Below are 20,042 nucleotides of genomic sequence, written 5' to 3'. Positions count from 1 at the left end.
AGTTGGCGCTCAACGGTTTAACCCGTGCCTTCAGCCCCCGCAAGCCCTCCAGACGCCCCCTCGAAAATATTCCGGACAGTAGTGCGCGAACGCGGGAATGACGGTCGAGCTTCGGAGTTTCTCCCGTCATCCCCGCGAACGCGGGGACCCAGAAAAACAAGCGCAGTGATACCCATCACTCCGGCGCACTCAATTCGATGCTTTCCGCCAGCGAAGCCGCCAGGCGTTCGAGGCCGAGGCCGACGGCGGCGTCGTTGTCGGCGTGCTGGCGGGCGATGGCGGCGAAGCGGTCGGCCACTTCAAGGAAGGCCAGGACCACCTGCGGATCGAACCGGGTGCCGCTGGCCGCGCCGATCCGGGTCACCGCCTCGGCGTGGCTGTGCTGCGGCCGGTAGGGGTGCCTGCTGGTCAGTTCGTCGTAGCAGTCGGCCACCGCCATCAGCCGCGCCGACAGCGGGATCTGCTCGCCGCGCAGGCCCTGTGGATAACCGCTGCCGTCCCAGCATTCGTGGTAGCTGTAGGCGATCTCCTTGGCCAGGGTCAGGTAACCGGCCGAACCGCCCAGCTTGCGCTCGGCGCGTTCGATGGCGTCGCGGCTGGCGGTGGGATAGCCCCGCAGGATCGCCAGGTCGGCCTCGCCCAGCGGCGCCGGGTTGAGCAGGATGCGGTCGGGAATGGTCAGTTTGCCAATGTCGTGGAGCAGAGCCGACTTGCCGAGCATGCGGATGTATTCGTCATCGAACGCCTCGCTCAGCGCCGGCACCTGGCGGGCCAGGGCGGCGGCCAGTTCGCGCATGAACAGCTCGATGCGCACCAGATGCTGGCCGCAGGGGTTGTCGCGGGTGTCGGCGAGCTGCGCCATGGTTTCCATGATGGCGTCGTGCAGGCGCTGGATCTCGCGGGTGCGCCGCCGGACTTCCAGCTCCAGGTATTCGCTCTTGTCGCGCAAATAGTCGGTGGCGGCCTTGAGTTGCAGGTGCGCGCGCACCCGGGCGAGCAGGAGCGGCGGGCTGATCGGCTTGCTGATGTAGTCGGCGGCGCCGAGGTCGAAGCCGTGCTGTTCGTCGGCCACCTCGTTGCGCGCGGACAGGAAGATCACCGGGATGTCGCGGGTCGCCGGGTCGGCCTTGAGGCGGCGGCAGACCTCGTAGCCGTCCAGCTCCGGCATCATCACGTCGAGCAGGATCAGGTCCGGCTGCGGATGCAGCGCGGCGATGTGCAACGCCTTGGCGCCGCTGCTGGCGGCGCGAACCCGGTAATGCTCGAGCAACAGGTCGCTGACCAGCTCGAGATTGTCCGGCATGTCGTCGACCACTAGGATGATCTCCTGGTCGGAACGGTCCAGGATGCCATTCATCTTCACCACCTCCCGAGCCCTCGGCCCGCGTGACACCCTACAGTTCCATACCGCGTCGCCGCACCGCTTCGTCCAGGCTTCGCAACGCCTTGTCGAAATCATAGTCGCGCACCGCCGCTTCGATAGCCGAGCAATCGTCGGCGAACGCCGAACGCAGCAGACCCGCGCTTTCGGTGAACAACCGTCCACCGCGCGGGTCGTGTTCGGCGAACAGGTCGGCGAGCCGGCGGCACAGAGCCACGAGCGCCTGTTCGTCCACCACGCTTTCGACTGTCGGCGGCGTCGGCAGTTCAGCGTCGACCGCGGCGATCAGCGCTTGCAGGCCGGCGTCCAGCTCGGCCAACGGTTCCGCCACCGCGTCGAGGTCGGCGCCAGCGCGCAGCACGCTCTCCAGCGCCGCGGCCCGCACCTGCAAGTCTTCCGCGCCAAGGGTCCCGACCTGAGCCTTGAGATCGTGGGCCAAGCGCTCCGCGCGCTCCAGGTCGCCCGTCTCCAGGGCCTGGCGCAGATCGTCGGCGAAGCGTCGCTGGCCATCGGCGAAACGCCGCAGCAGCGCGCCATAGCGGTCGACCCTGCCCAGGGTGCGGCGCAGCCCGGCGGCGAGGTCCACGCCAGGCAGCCGCCAGTCCGGCAACGGCGGCTCGGGCGGGGACACCGACTCGATGTCGCCCAGCCAGTGCCGGAGGCTGCTCCACAGTACCTGCGGCTCGATGGGCTTGGTCAGGTGGTCGTTCATCCCGGCGGCCAGGCTGGTTTCGCGTTCCCCGGCGTTGGCGGTCAGCGCCAGCACCGGCAACCCGGCGAAGCGCGGCTCGCGGCGCAGCTCGCGGGTGGCGGCCAGGCCATCCATCACCGGCATCTGCACGTCCATCAGCACCAGCGCGTAGTCACCATCGTTGCTTGCACGCAGCTTCTCCAGGGCCTGGGCGCCGTTGCCGGCGACATCCACCTGCAAGCCGAAGCCGTTCAGCAGGCCGCAGGCCACTTCCTGGCCCATCTCGCTGTCCTCCACCAGCAGCACGCGCTGGCCGGGAAAGCGTGTCAATGCCGCAACCGGCGGGATATGCACCTGCTCCCCGGCCTCGCCGAACGGCAGCCGCACCCAAAACTCGCTGCCCTCGCCCTGCCGGCTCTCCACCCCCACGCTGCCGCCCATGGCCTCGGCCAGGCGCTTGCTGATGGCCAGTCCGAGGCCGGTGCCGCCGTACTTGCGGGTGATCGAGCTGTCGGCCTGCTGGAAGGACTCGAACAGCCGCCGCTGCTGGCTCCGACTCAGGCCGATGCCGGTGTCGCGCACGCCGAAGTAGAGGTGCACCGTCTGCGCGTCGCGGTGTTCGAGACGCACCAGCACCTCGATCTCGCCGCGCTCGGTGAACTTCAGCGCGTTGTTGGCGTAGTTGATCAGTATCTGTACGAGGCGCAGCGGGTCGCCGATCAATCGTCCGGGCACCTGCGGATCGCGGCTGAACAGCAGGGTCAGGCCCTTGTCCGCCGCCCGGTCGCCGATAAGCCCGGCGAGGTTGTCCAGCACATCGCGCAGGTCGAAGGGGATCCGCTCCAGGCTCAGCTTGCCGGCTTCGATCTTGGAGAAGTCGAGGATGTCGTTGAGCAGGCCGAGCAGGTGCTGGCTGGCCAGTTGGACCTTGTTCAGGTAGCCGCGCTGGCGGTCGTCCAGTTGGCTGTCGAGCACCAGGTGGGTCATGCCGATGATGGCGTTCAGCGGCGTGCGGATCTCATGGCTCATGTTGGCGAGGAAGTCCGACTTCAGCCGCGCCGCCTGCTCGGCCAGCGCCTTGGCCTGCTCCAGCGCCTCCTCGAATTCCTTGCGCGCGGTGATGTCGCGGCTCACCCCGACCAGGCCGAGGGTGTGCCCCTTGGCGTCGTAGAAGGTCGCGCGCACGGTCGCCAGCAGCAGCCGGCGGCCGTCCCGGCAGGTCCACCAGTCCTCGCTCTCCACCGGCTGCGGGTGAGCCAGCGCCTCGTCGTCGAGGATATGCCGGCGCTCCGCCTCGTCGCGCGTCAGCAGGTCGATGTCGCGCAGGCCGAGCAATTCCGAGCGCGGACGGCCCACCAGCGCCGCGAACGCCTGGTTGACCCCGCCGTAGCGGCCTTCGTTGTCCTTGAACCAGATCGGGTCGGGAATCGCGTTGACCAGCGCCTGCAACCGGCTGCGCTGCTGCTGCGCCTCGGCCTCGGCGCGCCGGCGCTCGACGATCTGCACGTGCAGCCGGCGGTTCCACAGCAGCACGAAAGCGAGCAGCAGTACCACGCCGAGGCCGTAGGGCCAGCCCTGGCGCAGCAGGCGCTGCCAACTGAGGTAGTCCAGCGAGGGCAGCCAGCGCGCCTCGATTGCATCACGTTCCGGCCCGGCGAGGCTGGCCAGCGCCTGGTTGAGCATATCGAGCAGGATCGGCGCATCGCGGCGCACGGCCAAGCGGACGTCGCTGCCGGCCAGGCCGCTCTCGCCATGCAGCACCAGGTTGGCCAGGCTGTGTTTGCGGATCAGGTAGCTGGCCACGATCATGTCGCCGACATAGGCTTCGGCGCGCCCGGTGGATACCGCGCGCAGGGCCGCCTCGGTGTTCTGCGTCTCGACCAGCAGCGCCTCCGGCACGCGCCGCCGCAGCAGTTCGCCGAGGGCGTAGCCGCGCTCCATCGCCACGCGCTTGCCGGCCAGGTCGTCGAGCCCCTGCAATTCCACGTCGTAGCGGCTGAAGATCAGGCTGTTGCTGACCAGGTAGGGCTGGCTGAACAGCATCCGTCCTTCCCGCTCCGGCGTCCGCGCCACCGACGGCAGGACGTCCACCTCACCGGTACGCAGGGCCTCCAGCGCCCGGTCCCAGTCGTCCAGGAACACCGGCTCGACACGCATGCCCAGCCGCTGGGCGAGCAGTTCCAGGTAGTCGGCGCTGATGCCGCGATAGTTGCCGGCCTCGACGATGTCGAACGGTGGCCAGCCCTCGCGCTCGACCCCCACCCGCAGCACCGGGTTGGCGTCGCGCCAGGCGCGCTCCTGGGCACTCAACGGCAGCGCCTCGGACGCCCACGCCTGCCCGGCCAGCCAGCCCAGCAACACCATCAAGCCCAGCCATCCGCGCACCATTGCGACTCCATCCTTCGCCTGCCGTCTGGGCAAGCGTAGCCAGCCGGCGGGGCGCTTCGCGAGGGCGATCGACAATTCCCCGTCCTTCCGCCGGTTTTCGCCAAAAACCAAGCAAACGCTCGCTTGGATTGCGCTTTCCAACCACTTTGCGGCAGCATGCGCGGGTGCTGGCACATCACCTGCATTGCTTTGACAGGCCGTTGCAAAACGCAGTGAGCGAAGGCAAGGGCCGGAGCGTGGAGTTCACGAGCCGTGAATGAGCGGACCGGGCCTGTTTTCAACGCTGCACAGCCAAGCACCGACGTTTTCCAACTGCCTGTCGAATGCCCATTCACTGACGCCGAGGCCTGCCCATGCGCATCATCCAAGCGACCCTGGAGCACCTGGATCTGCTGACCCCGCTGTTCGTCAAATACCGCGAGTTCTATGGCGAGCTCGCGTTCCCCGAAGCCTCCCGCCGCTTTCTCGAGAAGCGTCTGCGGCGCAAGGAATCGGTGATCTACCTGGCAATGCCAGACGATGAGGACAAGCTGCTCGGCTTCTGCCAGCTCTATCCCAGCTACTCGTCCCTGTCGCTCAAGCGCGTGTGGATTCTCAACGACATCTACGTTGCCGAGGAGGCCCGCCGCCAACTGGTCGCCGACCGCCTGCTGCAGACCGCCAAGAAGATGGCCAAGGAAACCAACGCCGTGCGCATGCGGGTGTCGACCAAGGTCGACAACGAGGTGGCACACAAGGTCTACGAGTCGATCGGCTTCCACGAGGACAGCGAGTTCAAGAACTACGTGCTGCCGATCAACGGCGACTGACCCACCGGCCGGGGGCACGTGCCCCCACTAGCCACGCCAGCGGCGGTGCAGCCAGGCGCAGATTCCCTTCGCCCAGGCCGCCGCGCCGCTGCGCTCGCGGCTCGCCCGCAAGCAATCCTCCAGCGCCCGCTGCAGTTCCGACAGGGCGTCGTAGCGGCCCTGCGGTTGTGGCGCCAGGGCGCGCGCCAATACCCCATCCCAACCTTCCGGCACCCGTTCGGCCAACGGTTCGTAACGGCTGTCCACCTCGCGTCCCGGCCTGGCCACCGCCGGCCAGCGCCCGGCGATCAGCCAGTAGAGCAGCGCGGCCACGGCGAACTGGTCGGCGCGCCCGTCGCAGTGCTCGCCACGGCGCAGCTCCGGTGCCAGCGGCACCGCGTCGGCCGGCAGCGGCTGGGGAGCCACGCCGGGCAGCAGCGCGGCCTGTTCGGGCAGCAGCAGCAGTTGGCCGCGTTCGTCCACCAGGATCTGCCTCGGGCCCAGCCACAGGCCCTGCATGCCGCGCCGTTGCAGGGCGCGCACCGCCGCGATCAACTGCACCAGCAAGGCCAGCGCCCGCTCTGCGGACAGCGTGCGCCGCGTCGTCCGCCAGCCCTCCAGGCTGCGCATGCCGGGCGCCGGCAGGGCGAACAGGATGAAGGCATGACTGCGCGCCACCCGCGCCGAGAGCACCTGCGGCAGGCTGCGCAGCGGGCTGCGGCGCAATACCCACTCGCGCTGCCAGAAGGCTTCGTCGGCCGCCGTCTCGGCCAGCCAGAGCAGTGCCTCGCGCCCGCTCTCGCCACAGGCCCGGAACATCCGGCCGGGCGGCCCGTAGGGGCAGGATTCGAGCAGCGTCCAGCCATCGACCTCGGCACCGGGCCGCGCATCCGCGAACGCCGGCCAGCGACCGGGCGGCTCCGGCGGCGGCAGCTCGTCGGTCCTGCCGGGCAGCGCCAGCACGGCGGCGCCGGGCGCTTGCAGCCAAGGCTCCAGGCAGGCCTCCAGCGACTTGTCGTCGGCCTCGGCACAGGCTCGCCGCCAGCCTTGCCGATCGGCCACATCGAGCAGCGGCTGGGGCGCCAGCAGCAACGCCTCACCGACACTCAGGCAGAGGTTGTGCTGCACCAGCGCCAGCTCGGCCTGCCCGCCCAGGCTCTGTCCTTCGCGCCCGGGCAGGCACTGCAGCACCGCGTCCCGGCAGCGCAGCAGACCGATGGCGCCAGCCTGGAGCAGTTGCGCCTGGTCGCCGTGCAGCAGCAACAGGCCGGCGTCCAGCACGGGAACCCGCGCGCCGCCCTGGCGTTCGCGGAACAGCTTGAGATTGAGCGCGGCGAGCACCTGGCGGGCGGCCTGCGGCTCGCTCCAGCCTTCCGGGGTACAGGCGTAGTCGGCAAACAGTTCGTCGAGCCACTCTTCCAGCATTTGCACCGAATTGGTGCATTCACGCACCCACAACAGCGCCACCAGGAGCGACGGCGGACGCCCCTGGCGCCCCGCCACCCAGGCGGAACGAACCCTGGCCGCCTGGGCAGGGAGATCGACGCCATGACCGAAGGCTAGGCTGACAGCCGGGTGTTGCACCCCGTGCACAGACATCGGCAGACTCCTCCATCGCCGGGCTGGAGCCCTCCTTGCAGCCTTCATGCCCGCCCCGACGGAGACACAAGCTGCGACAAACTGGCACCGCGCGACCGACGTCAGCCCGTATAATCCGCACAATCCGCTATATGAAGACGCCCCTTTCCAGCGGCGCATTCCGCACCCCCGGCCAGCATTGACGGCCCGATAGGCGACTCATGGAATTCAACCCGATCGACCTGATTCTCCACCTCGATACTTACCTGAACCTGCTCGTGACCAACTACGGTCCGTGGATCTACGCCATCCTGTTCCTGGTGATCTTCTGCGAGACCGGGCTGGTGGTGATGCCCTTCCTGCCGGGCGATTCGCTGCTGTTCATCGCCGGGGCGATCTGCGCCGGTGGCGGCATGGACCCGGTGCTGCTCGCCGGCCTGCTGATGACTGCGGCGATCTGCGGCGACAGCACCAACTACGTGATCGGCCGAACGGTCGGCGAACGATTGTTCCGCAACCCGAACTCGAAGATCTTCCGCCGCGACTACCTGCAACGCACCCACGAGTTCTACGACCGCCACGGCGGCAAAACCGTGACCCTGGCGCGCTTCCTGCCCATCCTGCGCACCTTCGCGCCGTTCGTCGCCGGCGTCGGGCACATGCCCTACCCGCGCTTCCTCGGCTTCAGCGTGCTCGGCAGCCTGCTGTGGGTCGGCAGCCTGGTGACCCTCGGCTACTTCTTCGGCAACGTGCCGTTCATCAAGCAGAACCTGTCATTGCTGGTGCTGGCGATCATCGCCCTGTCGCTGCTGCCGATGATCATCGGAGCGCTGCACCACCGACTGCGCCGCCCCACCGCCGGGGTCGACGCCAAGCAGGCCGGCTGAACGGCGATGTGGTCGCTGCGTCGCTGGCGACGCCAACGCATCCTTGCCCGCCACCCGATCGACCCGCAGTGCTGGGCCGAGGTCCGCACACGCCTGCCGATCCTCGATGGCCTCGACGACGCCGAGGAACAACGCCTGCAACAGCGCGCCGTGCTGTTCCTGCACAGCAAGCGGCTGACCGCCCTGCCCGGCGTCGAGCTGGACAAGACCGAGCGATTGTTCCTCGCCGCCCAGGCACAACTGCCGCTGCTGCACCTGGCCGACCTCGACTGGTACGGCGGCTTCCATGAGATCGTCCTCTACCCGGACGACTTCGTCAGCCCGCAGCGCCACCGCGACGCCGCCGGGGTCGAGCACGAATACGAAGACGAGCGCAGCGGCGAAGCCTGGCTGCGGGGCCCGGTGATCCTCGCCTGGCCCGGCGTGCAGTCCAGCGGCGGCTGGGACGGCTACAACCTGCCGATCCACGAACTGGCCCACAAGCTGGACATGCTCAACGGCGACGCCAACGGCCTGCCGCCGCTGCACCGCGACATGAGCATCACCGACTGGGCCGCCGCCATGCAGGGCGCCTACGACGACCTCAACGCCCAGCTCGACCGCGATCCCGACGCGGAAACCGCCATCGATCCCTACGCCGCCGAGAACCCGGCGGAGTTCTTCGCAGTGACCAGCGAATACTTCTTCACCGCCCCGGACCTGCTCGACGCGGCCTACCCGGCGGTCTACGCCCAGCTCAAGTCCTTCTACCGCCAGGACCCGCTGGCGCGCCTGCAACGGCTGCAAGCGGAGCACCCGGACTACCGCCCGGCCGAATACGACCAATGACTGCATGGTAACGCCCCGGGAATGTGCCTATAATCGCGCCCACTTTTTTGGTCCCACCCTTGGGAGACGCCCATGAGCTACAGCAAGATCCCGGCTGGCAAAGACCTGCCGAACGACATCTACGTCGCTATCGAGATCCCGGCCAACCACGCGCCGATCAAGTATGAAATCGACAAGGACAGCGACTGCCTGTTCGTCGACCGCTTCATGGCCACCCCGATGTTCTACCCGGCCAACTACGGCTACATCCCCAACACCCTGGCCGACGACGGCGACCCGCTCGACGTGCTGGTCGTGACCCCCTACCCGGTGGCCCCGGGCGCGGTGATCCGCGCTCGCCCGGTCGGCGTGCTGCACATGACCGACGAAGCCGGCGGCGACGCCAAGCTGGTCGCCGTGCCGCACGACAAGCTGAGCGTGCTGTACAAGGACATCCAGGAATACACCGACCTGCCGGCCCTGCTGCTGGAGCAGATCAAGCACTTCTTCGAGAACTACAAGGATCTCGAGAAGGGCAAGTGGGTCAAGGTCGAGCGCTGGGGCAACGCCGAAGAGGCCCGCGCAGAGATTCTGAAGGCGGTAGCGGCTTACCAGAAGTAAGCCCAAACCACCCCCTGAAAGCCGGCCACAAGCCGGCTTTTTTATTGCCCGAAGAAATCCACCAGGATCTATCAAGCCCTAGAAAATCAAGGGTTTGAGACGTAGCCTTGTCTCAAGGCATCCACTAACAATTGGCAGAATCCATCGCCAAAGTGTGGGTGAAGGTGTGGGTAAGGTGAGGAGTCTGTACGGGTAAGCTGACGACCAAAACCGTCGAGTCCCTGGTTAAAGGGGCGGTGGCGGGAAAGACCAACGACGGTGATGGTCTCTACTTTCAGGTAGCGAAAGGCGGCTCCACGAGTTGGATTTTTCGCTATAAGCTCGATGGACGAAGCTGCGAGATGGGGCTCGGCCCATTCCCAACCATTACCCTAAGCCAAGCGCGACAGCTCGCAGCGGATCAGCGCAAACTTCTCGCGACAGGGATCGATCCCCTGGCAGCCCGAGATACAGAGCGAGAAGCGAAACGAGAGGCCGAGCGTCAAGCCGCTGCGCGGCGCACTACGTTTGAAGATCTTGCTCGCGAGCACCAGCAGGCTCATGGGATTACCGGGTCCGAGAAGTGGCGTAAAGGATGGCTGCGCAAGCTGGAGCTCTATGCGTTCCCCATCCTAGGCAACAATCTGCCGCACAAGCAACCCATCGAAGTCTGGCAACGTGAAGCCGGTATGGACTGGCAAATCCTGGAAAGCCCCACCCATTTCAAGTCGGATGCCGTCGACCATCTTGGCACCATCCATTCCTTCCCCGAACAGAAGGTACTCTACCGCCCCGACACCAAAGCGCCGCTGTCGGTGGTCTCGCAGCGCTACCACACAGTGCAGCCAGAGGAAGTTCTGGAGTTCTATCGAGATCTCACTGAGGTATCGGACTACGAGCTAGAAACCGCCAGCGTGCTCAAAGGCGGTCGCAAACTCTGGGCACTGGCGCGCACCGGGCAAGGCACCTCGATCAGGGGCAACGACCAAGTCAACGGTTGGTCACCTGAGCCTCCCCCATAACACCCAACCAGCCTTGAATGGCAGCATCGGTAAACCTCGTCCTACCCTGCGCTTGGCCAGCCCCAGGAGCTGCCACACTCACGAACTGAGGTCTAAACTCGAGCTACGAAGCCCCTCCCCTCAACACTCCAGAGCCCCGACTTCAAACTCTGCGAAGCGGTATTCCAAAAGGTATTCCACAGGAAGCTCAAATAGAAGTTTATCCTTTATTTTCAACAGCATAAGAATTCGTTTCAGATTACCCCGGCGCAAGTTTCCACATGATCGGAAACGCCCCTGAAAAGCCCGCCCAGTGCGGGCTTTCTTGTTTCCGTATGCTTCTACACGCCACCCTATCGCATCGCTTGTCGTGTCCCCCTTCAGTCTCGCAACCGTTCAGCGGATTGCGTAGACGGATCTCATGAGCCGCTCGAACAACATTGCCGGGATGAAGCGCCTGACCAGTGCCACCAAGCGTTGCTCGAACCTGCCGACGCTATAGCGCACGCCGACGCGCCGCCGTTCGACCAGACGTGCCGCCAGCTTCGCCACCAGTTGCGGGTCGGCGCCGTTGCGCTCGTCGCGCTCGTATATGTCCACCGTGCGCCTCAGCTGCATAGCGTGCGAGCCGTTCAGGGCGCGGCGGGCGAACACCCGGGCGGCGGTGAAGCCGGTCTTGAAGTCACCCGGGTTGATCGTCGTGGCGTCGATGCCGCTGCCGGACAATTCCAGGCGCAGCCCTTCGTTGAGCCCCTCGACCGCGAACTTACTGGCGCTGTAGAAGGCCTGGAACGGCATGCCGATAAGGCCGGCCAGCGAGCTCACGGTAATGATCCGCCCCCCGCCTTGTGCGCGCATGTGGGGAAGCACCGCGGCGATGGTGCGCACCGGGCCGAAGAAGTTGGTTTCCATCTGCCAGCGCACTTCATCCAGGCTCGTATCCTCAACGGCACCGCATACGCCGACGCCCGCATTGTTGATCAGCACATCAAGGCGTCCCGCCGTGGCAATGACCTCGCCGACGGCCCTGGCCACCGAGACGTCGTCCGTCACGTCCAGGGCCAGCATGCGCACCGAGCCCATATCGCCGCCGGGCGAACGGCTGGTGCCGAAAACACGGTGGCCGCGCCGCGCCAAGTGCTGGGCAATCGCCAGCCCCAGACCCGAGGATGCGCCTGTCACCAAGATAACTTTGCTCATGGAGTTCCTCTTGCAATGTCAGGGGCGGAGAGCAAACCGCCCTCCCCGCCCCCATGGCATTCAGCGGCCGGCGCGGCGCAGGGCCGAAGGGCTGAATTCGCGCAGGGTGCCTCGCCAACCGAACTGGGCCGGCGCTTTCTCCTCATTTTCCACACCGTTGACCACGTAGCGGCGGGCCTGCAGGTCATAGCCCACATCGCTCGACGGGAAGTTCACGTTGACGTCGTAGCGCTGCAGGGTATGCGCCTCCAGTACCCGCCATAGCTCGCCGCGACCGTCATAGTGATCGATCTGGACGATGTTCCAGCTGTCCTCGTCGAGGTAGAAGCGCCTCTTGGCATAGATATGCCGCGCCCCCTCCTTCAAGGTCGCCTCGACCACCCATACCCGGTGCGGCTCGTAGCGCACCAGATCCTGGTTCATGTGCTCCTTGCCGACGATCTGCCGGTATTTCAGGCTGCGGTCATTGAGCTTGTAGTTGTTGTAGGAAATCAGCATTTCCTTCTTGCCGACCAGTTTCCACTCGTACTTGTCCGGGGCGCCGTTGTACATGTCCACGCTGTCGGTGGTGCGCAGGCCGTCGGCACTGAGTTCGGGGTTGTCGTAGGACACTTCCGGAGCGCGCAGCACGCGGCGCTGACCGGGGTTGTACTGCCAGGCCAGGCGCGTTTCCTTGACCTGGTCGAGCGGCTCGTGCACCAGGGTCTGCAGGCCGGCCAGGCTTTCCGGGCCGGCCACGTAGTCGTGGTAGTAGTACAGCCGGTTCGGCTCCGGGTTGCCCAGGGTGCTGGCCATGACCTGCTTGGCCTCGGTCTGCACCGCCGAGAAGCTGCCATTGCTCTGCACGATCAGTTGGCTGTAGTAGCGCTGCATACCACCGGCACGGTAGCGCACCAAGTGGTTCCAGATGGCTTCCAGGCCGTTCTTGGGTATCGGGAACGGCACGCTGGTCTTCTCATAGTTCACCAGGCCGGCGCCGCCGGGCTGCAGCTCGACCTCGCTCGCCTCCTTGGCGATCTGCGCGTACTCTTCGGCCGGCAGCGCCAGCGTGCGGTGGCTCGGGTAGATATGCATCTGGTAGCTGGGGTACTGCTTCATCATGGCCTTGTGGCCTTCGCTCAGCAGATCCGCGTATTGCGCCATGTTGGCCGCGTTCACAGTGTACAGCGGCTGCTCGTCGGCGAACGGGTCGGCGTAGCCGGCCTCGGGCCTGAAGCCCGCCGGGGCCTGGGTCAGGCCGCCGGTCCAGGCCGGGATGGTGCCGCTGGCGTTGCCGGCCCGCTGCGCGCCGGTGGGGGTCAGATCCTGCCCCAGACGGGCGACTTCCTCGGGGCTCAGCTTGGCCTGGGCCACGCCGCTGAACATGATCATCAGGCCGCAGAGGACGGCCGTATTCAACAGTTTCTTGTGCATTTCAGATTCCTTGATTCCTAGAAGCCCATGCGCGCGCTGAGTGCGATGAAGTCGCGATCGGTCATCGCGTAGCGGGTGTTGCCGCTGCCCGACCAGGACAGGTCGACGGTGTATTTCCTCGCATAGTCGGCGCGCACGCCGAGGGTGCCGCTCAGCCGGTCTTCGACCAGTTCGGCGTCGTGCGACCAGCCTTTGACGTCATGCCCGAAGAACACATAGGGCGTCAGGTTCACCCCGGCCACCACGTTGAGGTAGGACAGTTCGAGGTTGAGGCGGTAGCCCCAGGAGAAGTCGCTGACGAAGCCGTCGCCGGAGCAGGCGTACTTCTGGTACTTGTAGCCACCCGGCACATCCGCACAGCCGGCGGCCGAGTTGAAGTCGTTGCCGTAATTGTCGACGTTGCCGTAGCGGCGCTCGTTGATGCTCGGCAGGTCATGCACGTACTTGAAGGCGGTCTCGCCGATCAGCGTCACGCTGTCGGCCCCCAGTACCTGCTGGAAGCTCTTGATGAAGCCCAGGGTCAGCTGCGAGGTTTTCAGGCGGTCATAGCCGTCGAACTTGCTGCCCGGCGCGGCGAAGGTCTGCGCGGCTACGTCGTCGGCCAGCGGCAGGCCATAGGTCGGCGCGCCGAAGGCTGGAGCCAGGATGGAGTTCAGCAGATCCGAAGCGTACAGGCCGACCGGTTGGTTGGGCCGGTAGCTGTATTCGCCGAATACCGAAGTGCCGAGCAGGTTGGTGTTGAAGCTGAGGCCGAAGATGCGGATGTCCTCGGGGTACTTGGCCAGGTAGGCCGGCGCACCGGCTCCGGCGAAATCGAAGGCGAAGGCATCGAGGTCGTACAGCCGGGCGCTGGCATACGGCACGGTGGAGTGCACGTTCATCGCATAGGCCCCGACCTCGGTACCGATCGAGTCGATGTAGTAGCGTGCCGCCGCGCCGAACTGGCCGCCGTCGCGGGCCTCGTCATCCCGATCCCGGTGCACGTACAGGCCGGTCGCCAGGGCCGTGGCATCGTCGATGCCGAGGGCCGCGTTGAGGACGGTCAGCGCATCGCAGCCATCCTGGATGAAGTCGTTCGGCGAGAAGAAGGTGCCGCAGCCCGGCAGCACCGTCTTGCGCCACTCCAGCTTGTAGAAGGCTTCCAGGGTCAGGTTGTCGGTCACGCCGAGGTTGGCGTAGAGCATGTTGGTCGGCAGGAAGGCTTCCTTGAGCTGGGCACCGGGGCGCACCAGAGCGGCGATGTCGAACGGGTTGACCTCGTTGATCCCGCTCTGGAAGAACAGACCCTCGCCCCAGTTGATCACCTGCCGGCCACCGCGCAGGTGCAGCGGGCTCTCGCCCAGGGCGAAGTCGCCATAGACGTAGGCATCCAGCAGGGCGACGCCCTGGAACTGCGCCAGTTCGTCGAAGTGGCTGTCGTTCAGCTTGCTCTTGGCCTTGTAGCCGTTGGCGGCGTGGCCGTAGTCGAACTTCTCGTTCTCCAGGGTGTAGTCGTACCACGCCTTGCCGCGCACGAAGGCGCCATAGTTCCGATAGCTCAGCTCCATCTCGCCGAGCAGGATGACCGGCGAGGAAACCAGTTTGTTCCTCTTGCGGAAGTTCAGCCGGTCGTCATCGTTGGCGGAACTCTCGGTCAGGTTGTAGCCATCGCCCAGGCCGATGCCGCTGGCGTTGTTCTGGTTGATGAAATAGGGGTTGGCACCCTCGGCGCTCCAGGTGGCGCCAAGCGACAGGCTGCCACGGGCATTGCCGGAGATTTCGCCCAGCTCGAACGTGGCGGCCTGGGCCGAAACGGCCAGCGCCAAGGGGGCCAGCGTCGCGAAGGACAACCTGGCTGCAGCGATGCTTCTTCGTGTGGAGAGTGGATACATGGACGTTACTCCAAGATTGTTCTTAGTATTGGGAGCCAGGCAGTTTTCACCCGGAACTGGCCAGAGTATCCGTAGGGTCAATCGCTCATTACTCGGCATCCGATGCCAAAAAGTCGGCATGACATGCCAGACGGCTTTCCCGCAGGAAAATCAGTGCCGGAACGGGGGCCAGGGCAAGGAGCACAAATAAAGATGCCCAGGCACTGCCTGGGCATCGGACGCTTATAGGTAATCCATCTGTACGTCTGCTGTATCTGGCGCAGGAGCGAATCAAGCCAAAGCGCGAATCCTGATCTGCTTGATCAACATGAAGCCAATCAACAGCGCCGCTGAATATCCGATGGTCGGATAGATGATATTGACCAGCCTATCGAACGGTAATGTAAGACTGCCGGCAAATCCAAAGAGACTGAGCGTCACCGCCAGCAAACGATAGCCCGTACTGCCGTTTTTCGTGAAGCGCGTCAAAACGACCCATAATAAGGGTGCCGCCGTTGTAAAGACGCCCGCAAAGATGATGACGACGAACAATGAGCTGATAAATGGCAGCGTACCACTGGCCATGTACAGCATGGGTATCAGCTTTCCGTTGACATCCGGCATGCTACTGATCAATGCCAAGATGGTCAGCGCCAAGGCGCAGAAAATCAAGGCCGGCCCTAGAACCCCGGCATAGACGAGATCCTTTCTATTATCGACTGTCGCACCAATAGCCGGCAGGAAGCTAAACAAGCCCACGACCTGTATGGCCGTATACAGCACGCCTGACAACCACCAGTAACTGGACACCTGCAACATCTCGAGCGACGGGATCAGCGCATTGCCAACCTCCACGAGCCCGGGATCCTGAATGACCTTGCTGGCAGTTATCACCAGGATCAAGACGACCAATAACGGGCCAATATACCCGATTATATTGATCAAGCCATGCAGACCGAAGTACACGGTCAACAGAACGATCGCAGCCAACAGCAAACTGCCAACATAGACCGGATAGCCATACGACTCATTGAGGACCGAGCCGGCACCCGACAGCATCAGCACATAGACACTGAATGTCATCACGACAGCGTACGAGGAGAAAACGACCCCCAATATATTTCCGGTATAGTATTTGAATACCTCATCAAGATTCATGAAGCCATGCTTGTGCCCAGCCAGCAAAAGGCTCACGGCCAGATAGGTGCAGAGCAAGAAGAAAATCAAACTTCCACCAATGCCATGCAATCCGTGCACGGCAAAAAACTGCATGACTTCCTGGCCAGTGGCGAAACCAGCGCCGATGATGAAGGCAACCAGCGCGCCGGCCACTTTAATGATCGTGAGTGGATTGACACGGCGCAGCGGTTTGTCCACTGCGCTCGCGACCGCCCTATTGGGTAAGTTCATCAGCGAAAGCTCCCATCATCACCAGCGTTTATCCATTTAAGACAAGACATGGAACCCTAAGGACAGCAGACTTCAAAGAGCCGCGTAAAATGGTGTCCCATAGCCTATGGTTATGAAAGACCCGGTTCGGCCTGGGGACTCCTTGAAGAAGCCAAGATCAACAGCCGTCAAGCCACGAAGATGTTTCTGATATGTTCATTCAACATCTTTCCGCTCGGATCCAGGCTTCGGCGAACCTCTTGAAAGTCTTGCCAGTGCTTCGGGTACAGTGGCGCCAGGCCTTTGGCATTCAAGGTGTGCAACTTACCCCAGTGCGGACGGCCATGGTACTTCCAGAAAATCGGCTCGATTTCGGCGAATAGCGCCTTGTAGTCCCTGTCGCCGAATTGGTGGATGGAAATAGCGGCGCCAGCCTGCCCTTGATACATGGACAACCAGATGTCATCGGCCTTGACATGCCGATATTCTATGGGAAATGGCATTGGCAAGTTCTTGGACTTGACCAGCGCCAGGATCTCACGCAAACACTTCGGGCCAACCTCCACAGGCACCGTATACTCCATCTCCCTGAACCTTACGATTCGAACATGGGGCAGAACCCGATATGAAGGCCCGCTACGCACCACCTCCCCCAAACTGTCTTGGAGCTGGCCATTGATCAGGCCTTCATAAATCCTCGAGCCAAAGAATGGCACCCAACTGGTGGCATCGAAGGCATCCTTGATCTGGTTTACCGCCATGGGATCGTCCTCGCCCTGATCCACATCGCCGGGCTTGGCCAGATCCGTTGTCATGGTGATACAGAGTTCCGTGTGCGGCAAAGGCAGAAACTCGAAATGTCGATGCCTGGCAAAACGATTATCCAAATCGTCGAGTACGTCTTCCGTGCGCTCGATACGGTTGACTTCCGTCAGCTCGAATGGTGCCTGGTTCTGTATGACCATGCTGGCGATGACACCCAGGGCGCCAACGGAGGTTTTCGCGGCGTGGAAAATCTCCGAATTCTTTTCCGCGCTGCACTCCAGCAGCTCTCCGGCAGGCGTCACCAGCTTGAGTCCGACCACATAGTCCGACATGCAGCCGAAATTGCTGCCGGTGCCATGGCAGGCGTTGGCAATGGCACCGCCAAGCGATGGATAGTCCATATCCAGTAGATTCGGCATCGCCTGTCCAAGCGCATGCAGCATTGGCCCTAGATTGTGTATCCGCGTACCGGACAGCACCTCGGCCTGGAGCTTTTCTGGATCATGCGCGACGACGCCACTCAACAGATCCGTGGACAACAATGTGTCATCCGTAGGGACGACCGGGGAAAAGGAATGTCCCGATCCCACGGGGCGGATGACGCCTTTTGCCTGTTTTACAGCGGCTACCAGTTCGTCCTCATTGGCGGGTGAGACTCGATGACTGGGATAACAATGCTGGTTCCCCGCCCAGTTGATCCACGGCAATGGTTTACCCGGCTCCACCGCCACGGGGCTCTGGGGTTCCTGATCGGACTCGAATACACAGCCCGGCAGGCTGGATACCGCTGCCGCCCCCACCGCAAGCGATAGTGTGTTGCGCAAGAATTCACGTCGTTGGTTCATGACCCATCTCCAAACCAATATGCATTGCTTATTTTTTTGAACTTGACCCGGTCATGAAGCGAATCATTTCCACAAAATCGCTTTCATCGCAGGAGCTGCAATATCCCATTGGCGGCATTGAACCAATGCCCTCGATGACATTGATCAGCACACTACGTTCGCCCTTGGCCAGAACATCGTTCCACTTGGATGGATCGCCAAGAAGCGGAGCGCCAGTATCTGGGCGGGCGTGGCACTGCAAGCAATTATTGTAAAACTGGTTCAACTGACGCGCCGTCATATCCGCCGCGCATGACGCAGATACGAACAGCAATGCCAGCATACCTTTCGCCAACATAACGTTAAGCTTCATTGTTCTTTGCTCCAACCGAACATCAACAATATATGACCCTGCCAACGCCAAAATCTTCTCAGTTCAGCACAGGCCACCATTGCTCAATACGCCCGTCCTCACAAACGGCAATGTCTTCGAACTGCAGGAACACCGACTCGCTTTGCGTTGGACGGAAAAACACCCAGTCATCCGCTTTCAAGTCGATATCGCTGGATCCGTTATACATTTCCTGATTGGTCGAGCGTCCGAACAGTGGATTTATGATGAGTCCCTCAGGCGATATGGGATTTGCCTTCCAATAGCCGCCATAGGTGAAAAACGCTTTTTCCCTGTTGGGGTTCCACAGCGACATGAGTTTGCCCAGCCATTCAACCCCTGGCAGTTCCGTTTTAGTGAGCGCTTTAAGCACGGGCGTGGCAATGAATGCCGCGGGGACGTGGTCGACCAGTGTCACCAGATCGAAGTCGCTAGGCTTGACCAGACAGGACCCGGCGGCCACTTCATTTATCGGGAATGCGCCACTTTCATAGTATTTGTACGTCGGGCTTCCCGCGCCATTCAGCGTTAGATGGCGCAGGCCCCTACCCAGGTGCCGTTCCGCAAGGGCGACCATGTCTTCGTAGATCGCCATGGCCTTGTTCCTTGCCACCAGCTTATTGCCGGGGACTTTGGCGATATGCACCTCGTAGCCCATGAACCCGGACAGCGACAAATATGGATCGCTTTCGATCAGGTCCAGCATTTCAATCAATTCCTGATCATCACTGACGCCGCCACGGTGCAAGCCAATATCCAGTTCGATATTTATTTTCATGGACACTTTGGCTTCGTGCGCCAACGCCTGGTACTGCCTCAGCCTGTCGGCAGTATCTATCAGCCACTGCAGTTGCTCGCCGGCATTGAATCCGCCATCCGCTGCATGGCCTTCATAAAAGTTTCGCGCTGCGGCAACCGGCATCGGCTTGCCCATCAGCACATCCGCATCCGGAATGGCTTTCGCAACCTCATTCAGAAAAGGCTGATGGAAAATCATCAAACGCTTGGTCGACGTCTGTTCCATCACATATTTCAGCAGGGCTATGGATGGCAATGATTTCGCGACAATACGATAGTCGAAGCGGGTACCGACCGAGCGCTTCAGCAACTCGATGTTCTTATCCAGCCTGTTCCTGTCCACCACCAGCGTGGGCTTGGAAACACCGGCATCGTCCAATGCACGACACAGTCCCTGGAAATATTCAGCGTGGTTTTTCCCTTTACGCCTCGGCCGAAGAGGCACAATAGAAAACAGTCGTTCCCATAACCCCATACCCATGGGCGAAACTTTACGATCACTCTGCCGGCAATGTTCCATGGAGAACCTTCAATATATGCAAAATATCAGGCGACAAGGCATATCGAGCCACATCGACCGCTCGAATCTTTTCGAAGATCGTCTTTCAAGTAAGCAACGAGACGAAGGACGAATCTTCATGGGCCGATAACCGCGCCTGGACGGGCTTCATTCGACTGCCAGGCTGGCGATATGGCGCACCAGGGTGTCGATTGCCGCTTCGTCGCGGATGCCCCGCGCCATGGCGGCCATCTGCTGACCCAACTGATCGTCGGCGTGGCTGCCGCGCTGGCCCGAGCGGTACTTCAGCAATTGCGCTTTCAGGTACCAGTCGTGCTGGCCGGCCAGGCGCGGCGCGCCCAACTGGTCGATGCCCTCGGCCTGGACGCCATGGCAGCCGACGCAGCCCGCGTACAGCTCAGCTCCGGCGCTATCGGCCGCCTGTGCGGGCCTGGGCACCGCCACCCGCGGCAGCCCGGCCAGGTACTGGCTCAGTTGGCCGATCTGGGCATCGCTGAGGCCGGCGCCGCCGCTACGCATGATCTGCCCTTCGATGTCGGCGACCTCGGCCCCGCGCACGCCACGGCGAAAATGCTCGAGCTGCAGCCGCAGGTAGTCCGCGGACAAACCGGTCAGATTGGGCGCCTTGAACGCCGCGCTACCACTCGCATCGGCCTGGTGACAGGCCGCGCAACGCTGTTCGAACAGGGCCCTGCCCTCTGCTCCGGCCCAGGCCTGGGCACTGCCGAGCAGCAGGATGGCCAGCCACATCATGGTTAACTTGTTCACGCT

At 63.2% G+C, this 20,042-nt stretch carries 15 protein-coding genes and 1 pseudogene; 5 read left to right on the top strand and 11 right to left on the bottom strand.

What is annotated here, in order from left to right; all coding sequences use genetic code 11:
- Positions 1-175 precede the first annotated feature (175 nt).
- Positions 176-1,357: a response regulator gene (locus tag PSEWESI4_RS08785; protein ID WP_187670821.1), complete on the bottom strand. Its 1,182-nt coding sequence runs from the start codon at positions 1,355-1,357 to the stop codon at positions 176-178.
- Between the two features lie 37 nt (positions 1,358-1,394).
- Complete coding sequence (locus tag PSEWESI4_RS08780) at positions 1,395-4,460, bottom strand: ATP-binding protein (RefSeq protein ID WP_187670820.1); 3,066 nt, start codon at positions 4,458-4,460, stop codon at positions 1,395-1,397.
- A 353-nt stretch (positions 4,461-4,813) separates the two neighbouring features.
- Here PSEWESI4_RS08780 and PSEWESI4_RS08775 point away from each other — a divergent pair, with 353 nt between their 5' ends.
- On the top strand, positions 4,814-5,269 hold the full coding sequence (locus PSEWESI4_RS08775; RefSeq protein ID WP_187670819.1) for a GNAT family N-acetyltransferase: 456 nt from the start codon (positions 4,814-4,816) through the stop codon (positions 5,267-5,269).
- A gap of 27 nt (positions 5,270-5,296) precedes the next feature.
- On the opposite strand, the gene PSEWESI4_RS08770 is transcribed toward PSEWESI4_RS08775, so the two are convergent.
- Positions 5,297-6,847, bottom strand: coding sequence for a serine/threonine-protein kinase (locus PSEWESI4_RS08770; protein WP_187670818.1), 1,551 nt, complete (start codon positions 6,845-6,847; stop codon positions 5,297-5,299).
- Between the two features lie 200 nt (positions 6,848-7,047).
- Between PSEWESI4_RS08770 and PSEWESI4_RS08765 the strand changes: the two genes are divergently transcribed.
- The 4 genes and pseudogenes from PSEWESI4_RS08765 to PSEWESI4_RS25320 form a co-directional block, all read left to right on the top strand.
- Positions 7,048-7,713 carry a DedA family protein gene (locus tag PSEWESI4_RS08765; protein ID WP_187670817.1) on the top strand — a complete coding sequence of 222 codons (666 nt, stop codon included), beginning with the start codon at positions 7,048-7,050 and terminating at the stop codon, positions 7,711-7,713.
- 6 nt (positions 7,714-7,719) lie between these two features.
- Entirely contained in the window at positions 7,720-8,541 is an 822-nt protein-coding gene (locus PSEWESI4_RS08760; RefSeq protein WP_187670816.1) for a M90 family metallopeptidase, read from the top strand.
- A gap of 72 nt (positions 8,542-8,613) precedes the next feature.
- Positions 8,614-9,141: an inorganic diphosphatase gene (gene ppa / locus PSEWESI4_RS08755; RefSeq protein ID WP_187670815.1), complete on the top strand. Its 528-nt coding sequence runs from the start codon at positions 8,614-8,616 to the stop codon at positions 9,139-9,141.
- Positions 9,142-9,338: 197 nt separating this feature from the next.
- Positions 9,339-10,121: pseudogene (locus PSEWESI4_RS25320) on the top strand (integrase arm-type DNA-binding domain-containing protein); the annotation flags it as partial.
- A gap of 396 nt (positions 10,122-10,517) precedes the next feature.
- Here PSEWESI4_RS25320 and PSEWESI4_RS08745 read toward each other — a convergent pair.
- The 8 genes from PSEWESI4_RS08745 to PSEWESI4_RS08710 form a co-directional block, all read right to left on the bottom strand.
- Positions 10,518-11,321: an SDR family oxidoreductase gene (locus PSEWESI4_RS08745; protein WP_187670814.1), complete on the bottom strand. Its 804-nt coding sequence runs from the start codon at positions 11,319-11,321 to the stop codon at positions 10,518-10,520.
- Positions 11,322-11,381: 60 nt separating this feature from the next.
- Positions 11,382-12,734, bottom strand: a complete 1,353-nt coding sequence (locus tag PSEWESI4_RS08740; RefSeq protein WP_187670813.1) for a DUF1329 domain-containing protein — start codon at positions 12,732-12,734, stop codon at positions 11,382-11,384.
- Positions 12,735-12,751: 17 nt separating this feature from the next.
- A complete protein-coding gene (locus PSEWESI4_RS08735; RefSeq protein WP_187670812.1) occupies positions 12,752-14,605 on the bottom strand; it encodes a DUF1302 domain-containing protein in 1,854 nt (617 codons plus the stop codon).
- Between the two features lie 270 nt (positions 14,606-14,875).
- Positions 14,876-15,994, bottom strand: coding sequence for a YkvI family membrane protein (locus tag PSEWESI4_RS08730; RefSeq protein WP_187670811.1), 1,119 nt, complete (start codon positions 15,992-15,994; stop codon positions 14,876-14,878).
- 167 nt (positions 15,995-16,161) lie between these two features.
- Positions 16,162-17,583, bottom strand: coding sequence for a D-arabinono-1,4-lactone oxidase (locus PSEWESI4_RS08725; protein WP_187670810.1), 1,422 nt, complete (start codon positions 17,581-17,583; stop codon positions 16,162-16,164).
- A gap of 28 nt (positions 17,584-17,611) precedes the next feature.
- Positions 17,612-17,935 carry a c-type cytochrome gene (locus PSEWESI4_RS08720; RefSeq protein ID WP_187670809.1) on the bottom strand — a complete coding sequence of 108 codons (324 nt, stop codon included), beginning with the start codon at positions 17,933-17,935 and terminating at the stop codon, positions 17,612-17,614.
- A 58-nt stretch (positions 17,936-17,993) separates the two neighbouring features.
- Positions 17,994-19,271 (bottom strand): DSD1 family PLP-dependent enzyme, encoded by a 1,278-nt coding sequence (locus tag PSEWESI4_RS08715; protein WP_210768837.1) that lies wholly within the window; start codon positions 19,269-19,271, stop codon positions 17,994-17,996.
- A gap of 147 nt (positions 19,272-19,418) precedes the next feature.
- The gene (locus PSEWESI4_RS08710) at positions 19,419-20,039 is read right to left on the bottom strand and encodes a c-type cytochrome (protein WP_187670808.1); all 621 of its coding nucleotides are present in this window, start codon (positions 20,037-20,039) and stop codon (positions 19,419-19,421) included.
- Positions 20,040-20,042: the final 3 nt, after the last annotated feature.

It is taken from the genome of Zestomonas carbonaria (assembly GCF_904061905.1).
In the GTDB taxonomy this organism is placed as follows: Bacteria; Pseudomonadota; Gammaproteobacteria; order Pseudomonadales; family Pseudomonadaceae; genus Aquipseudomonas; species Aquipseudomonas carbonaria.
The sequence above is the reverse complement of the archived record's forward strand: the minus strand, read 5'-3'. Positions and strand labels throughout refer to the sequence as shown.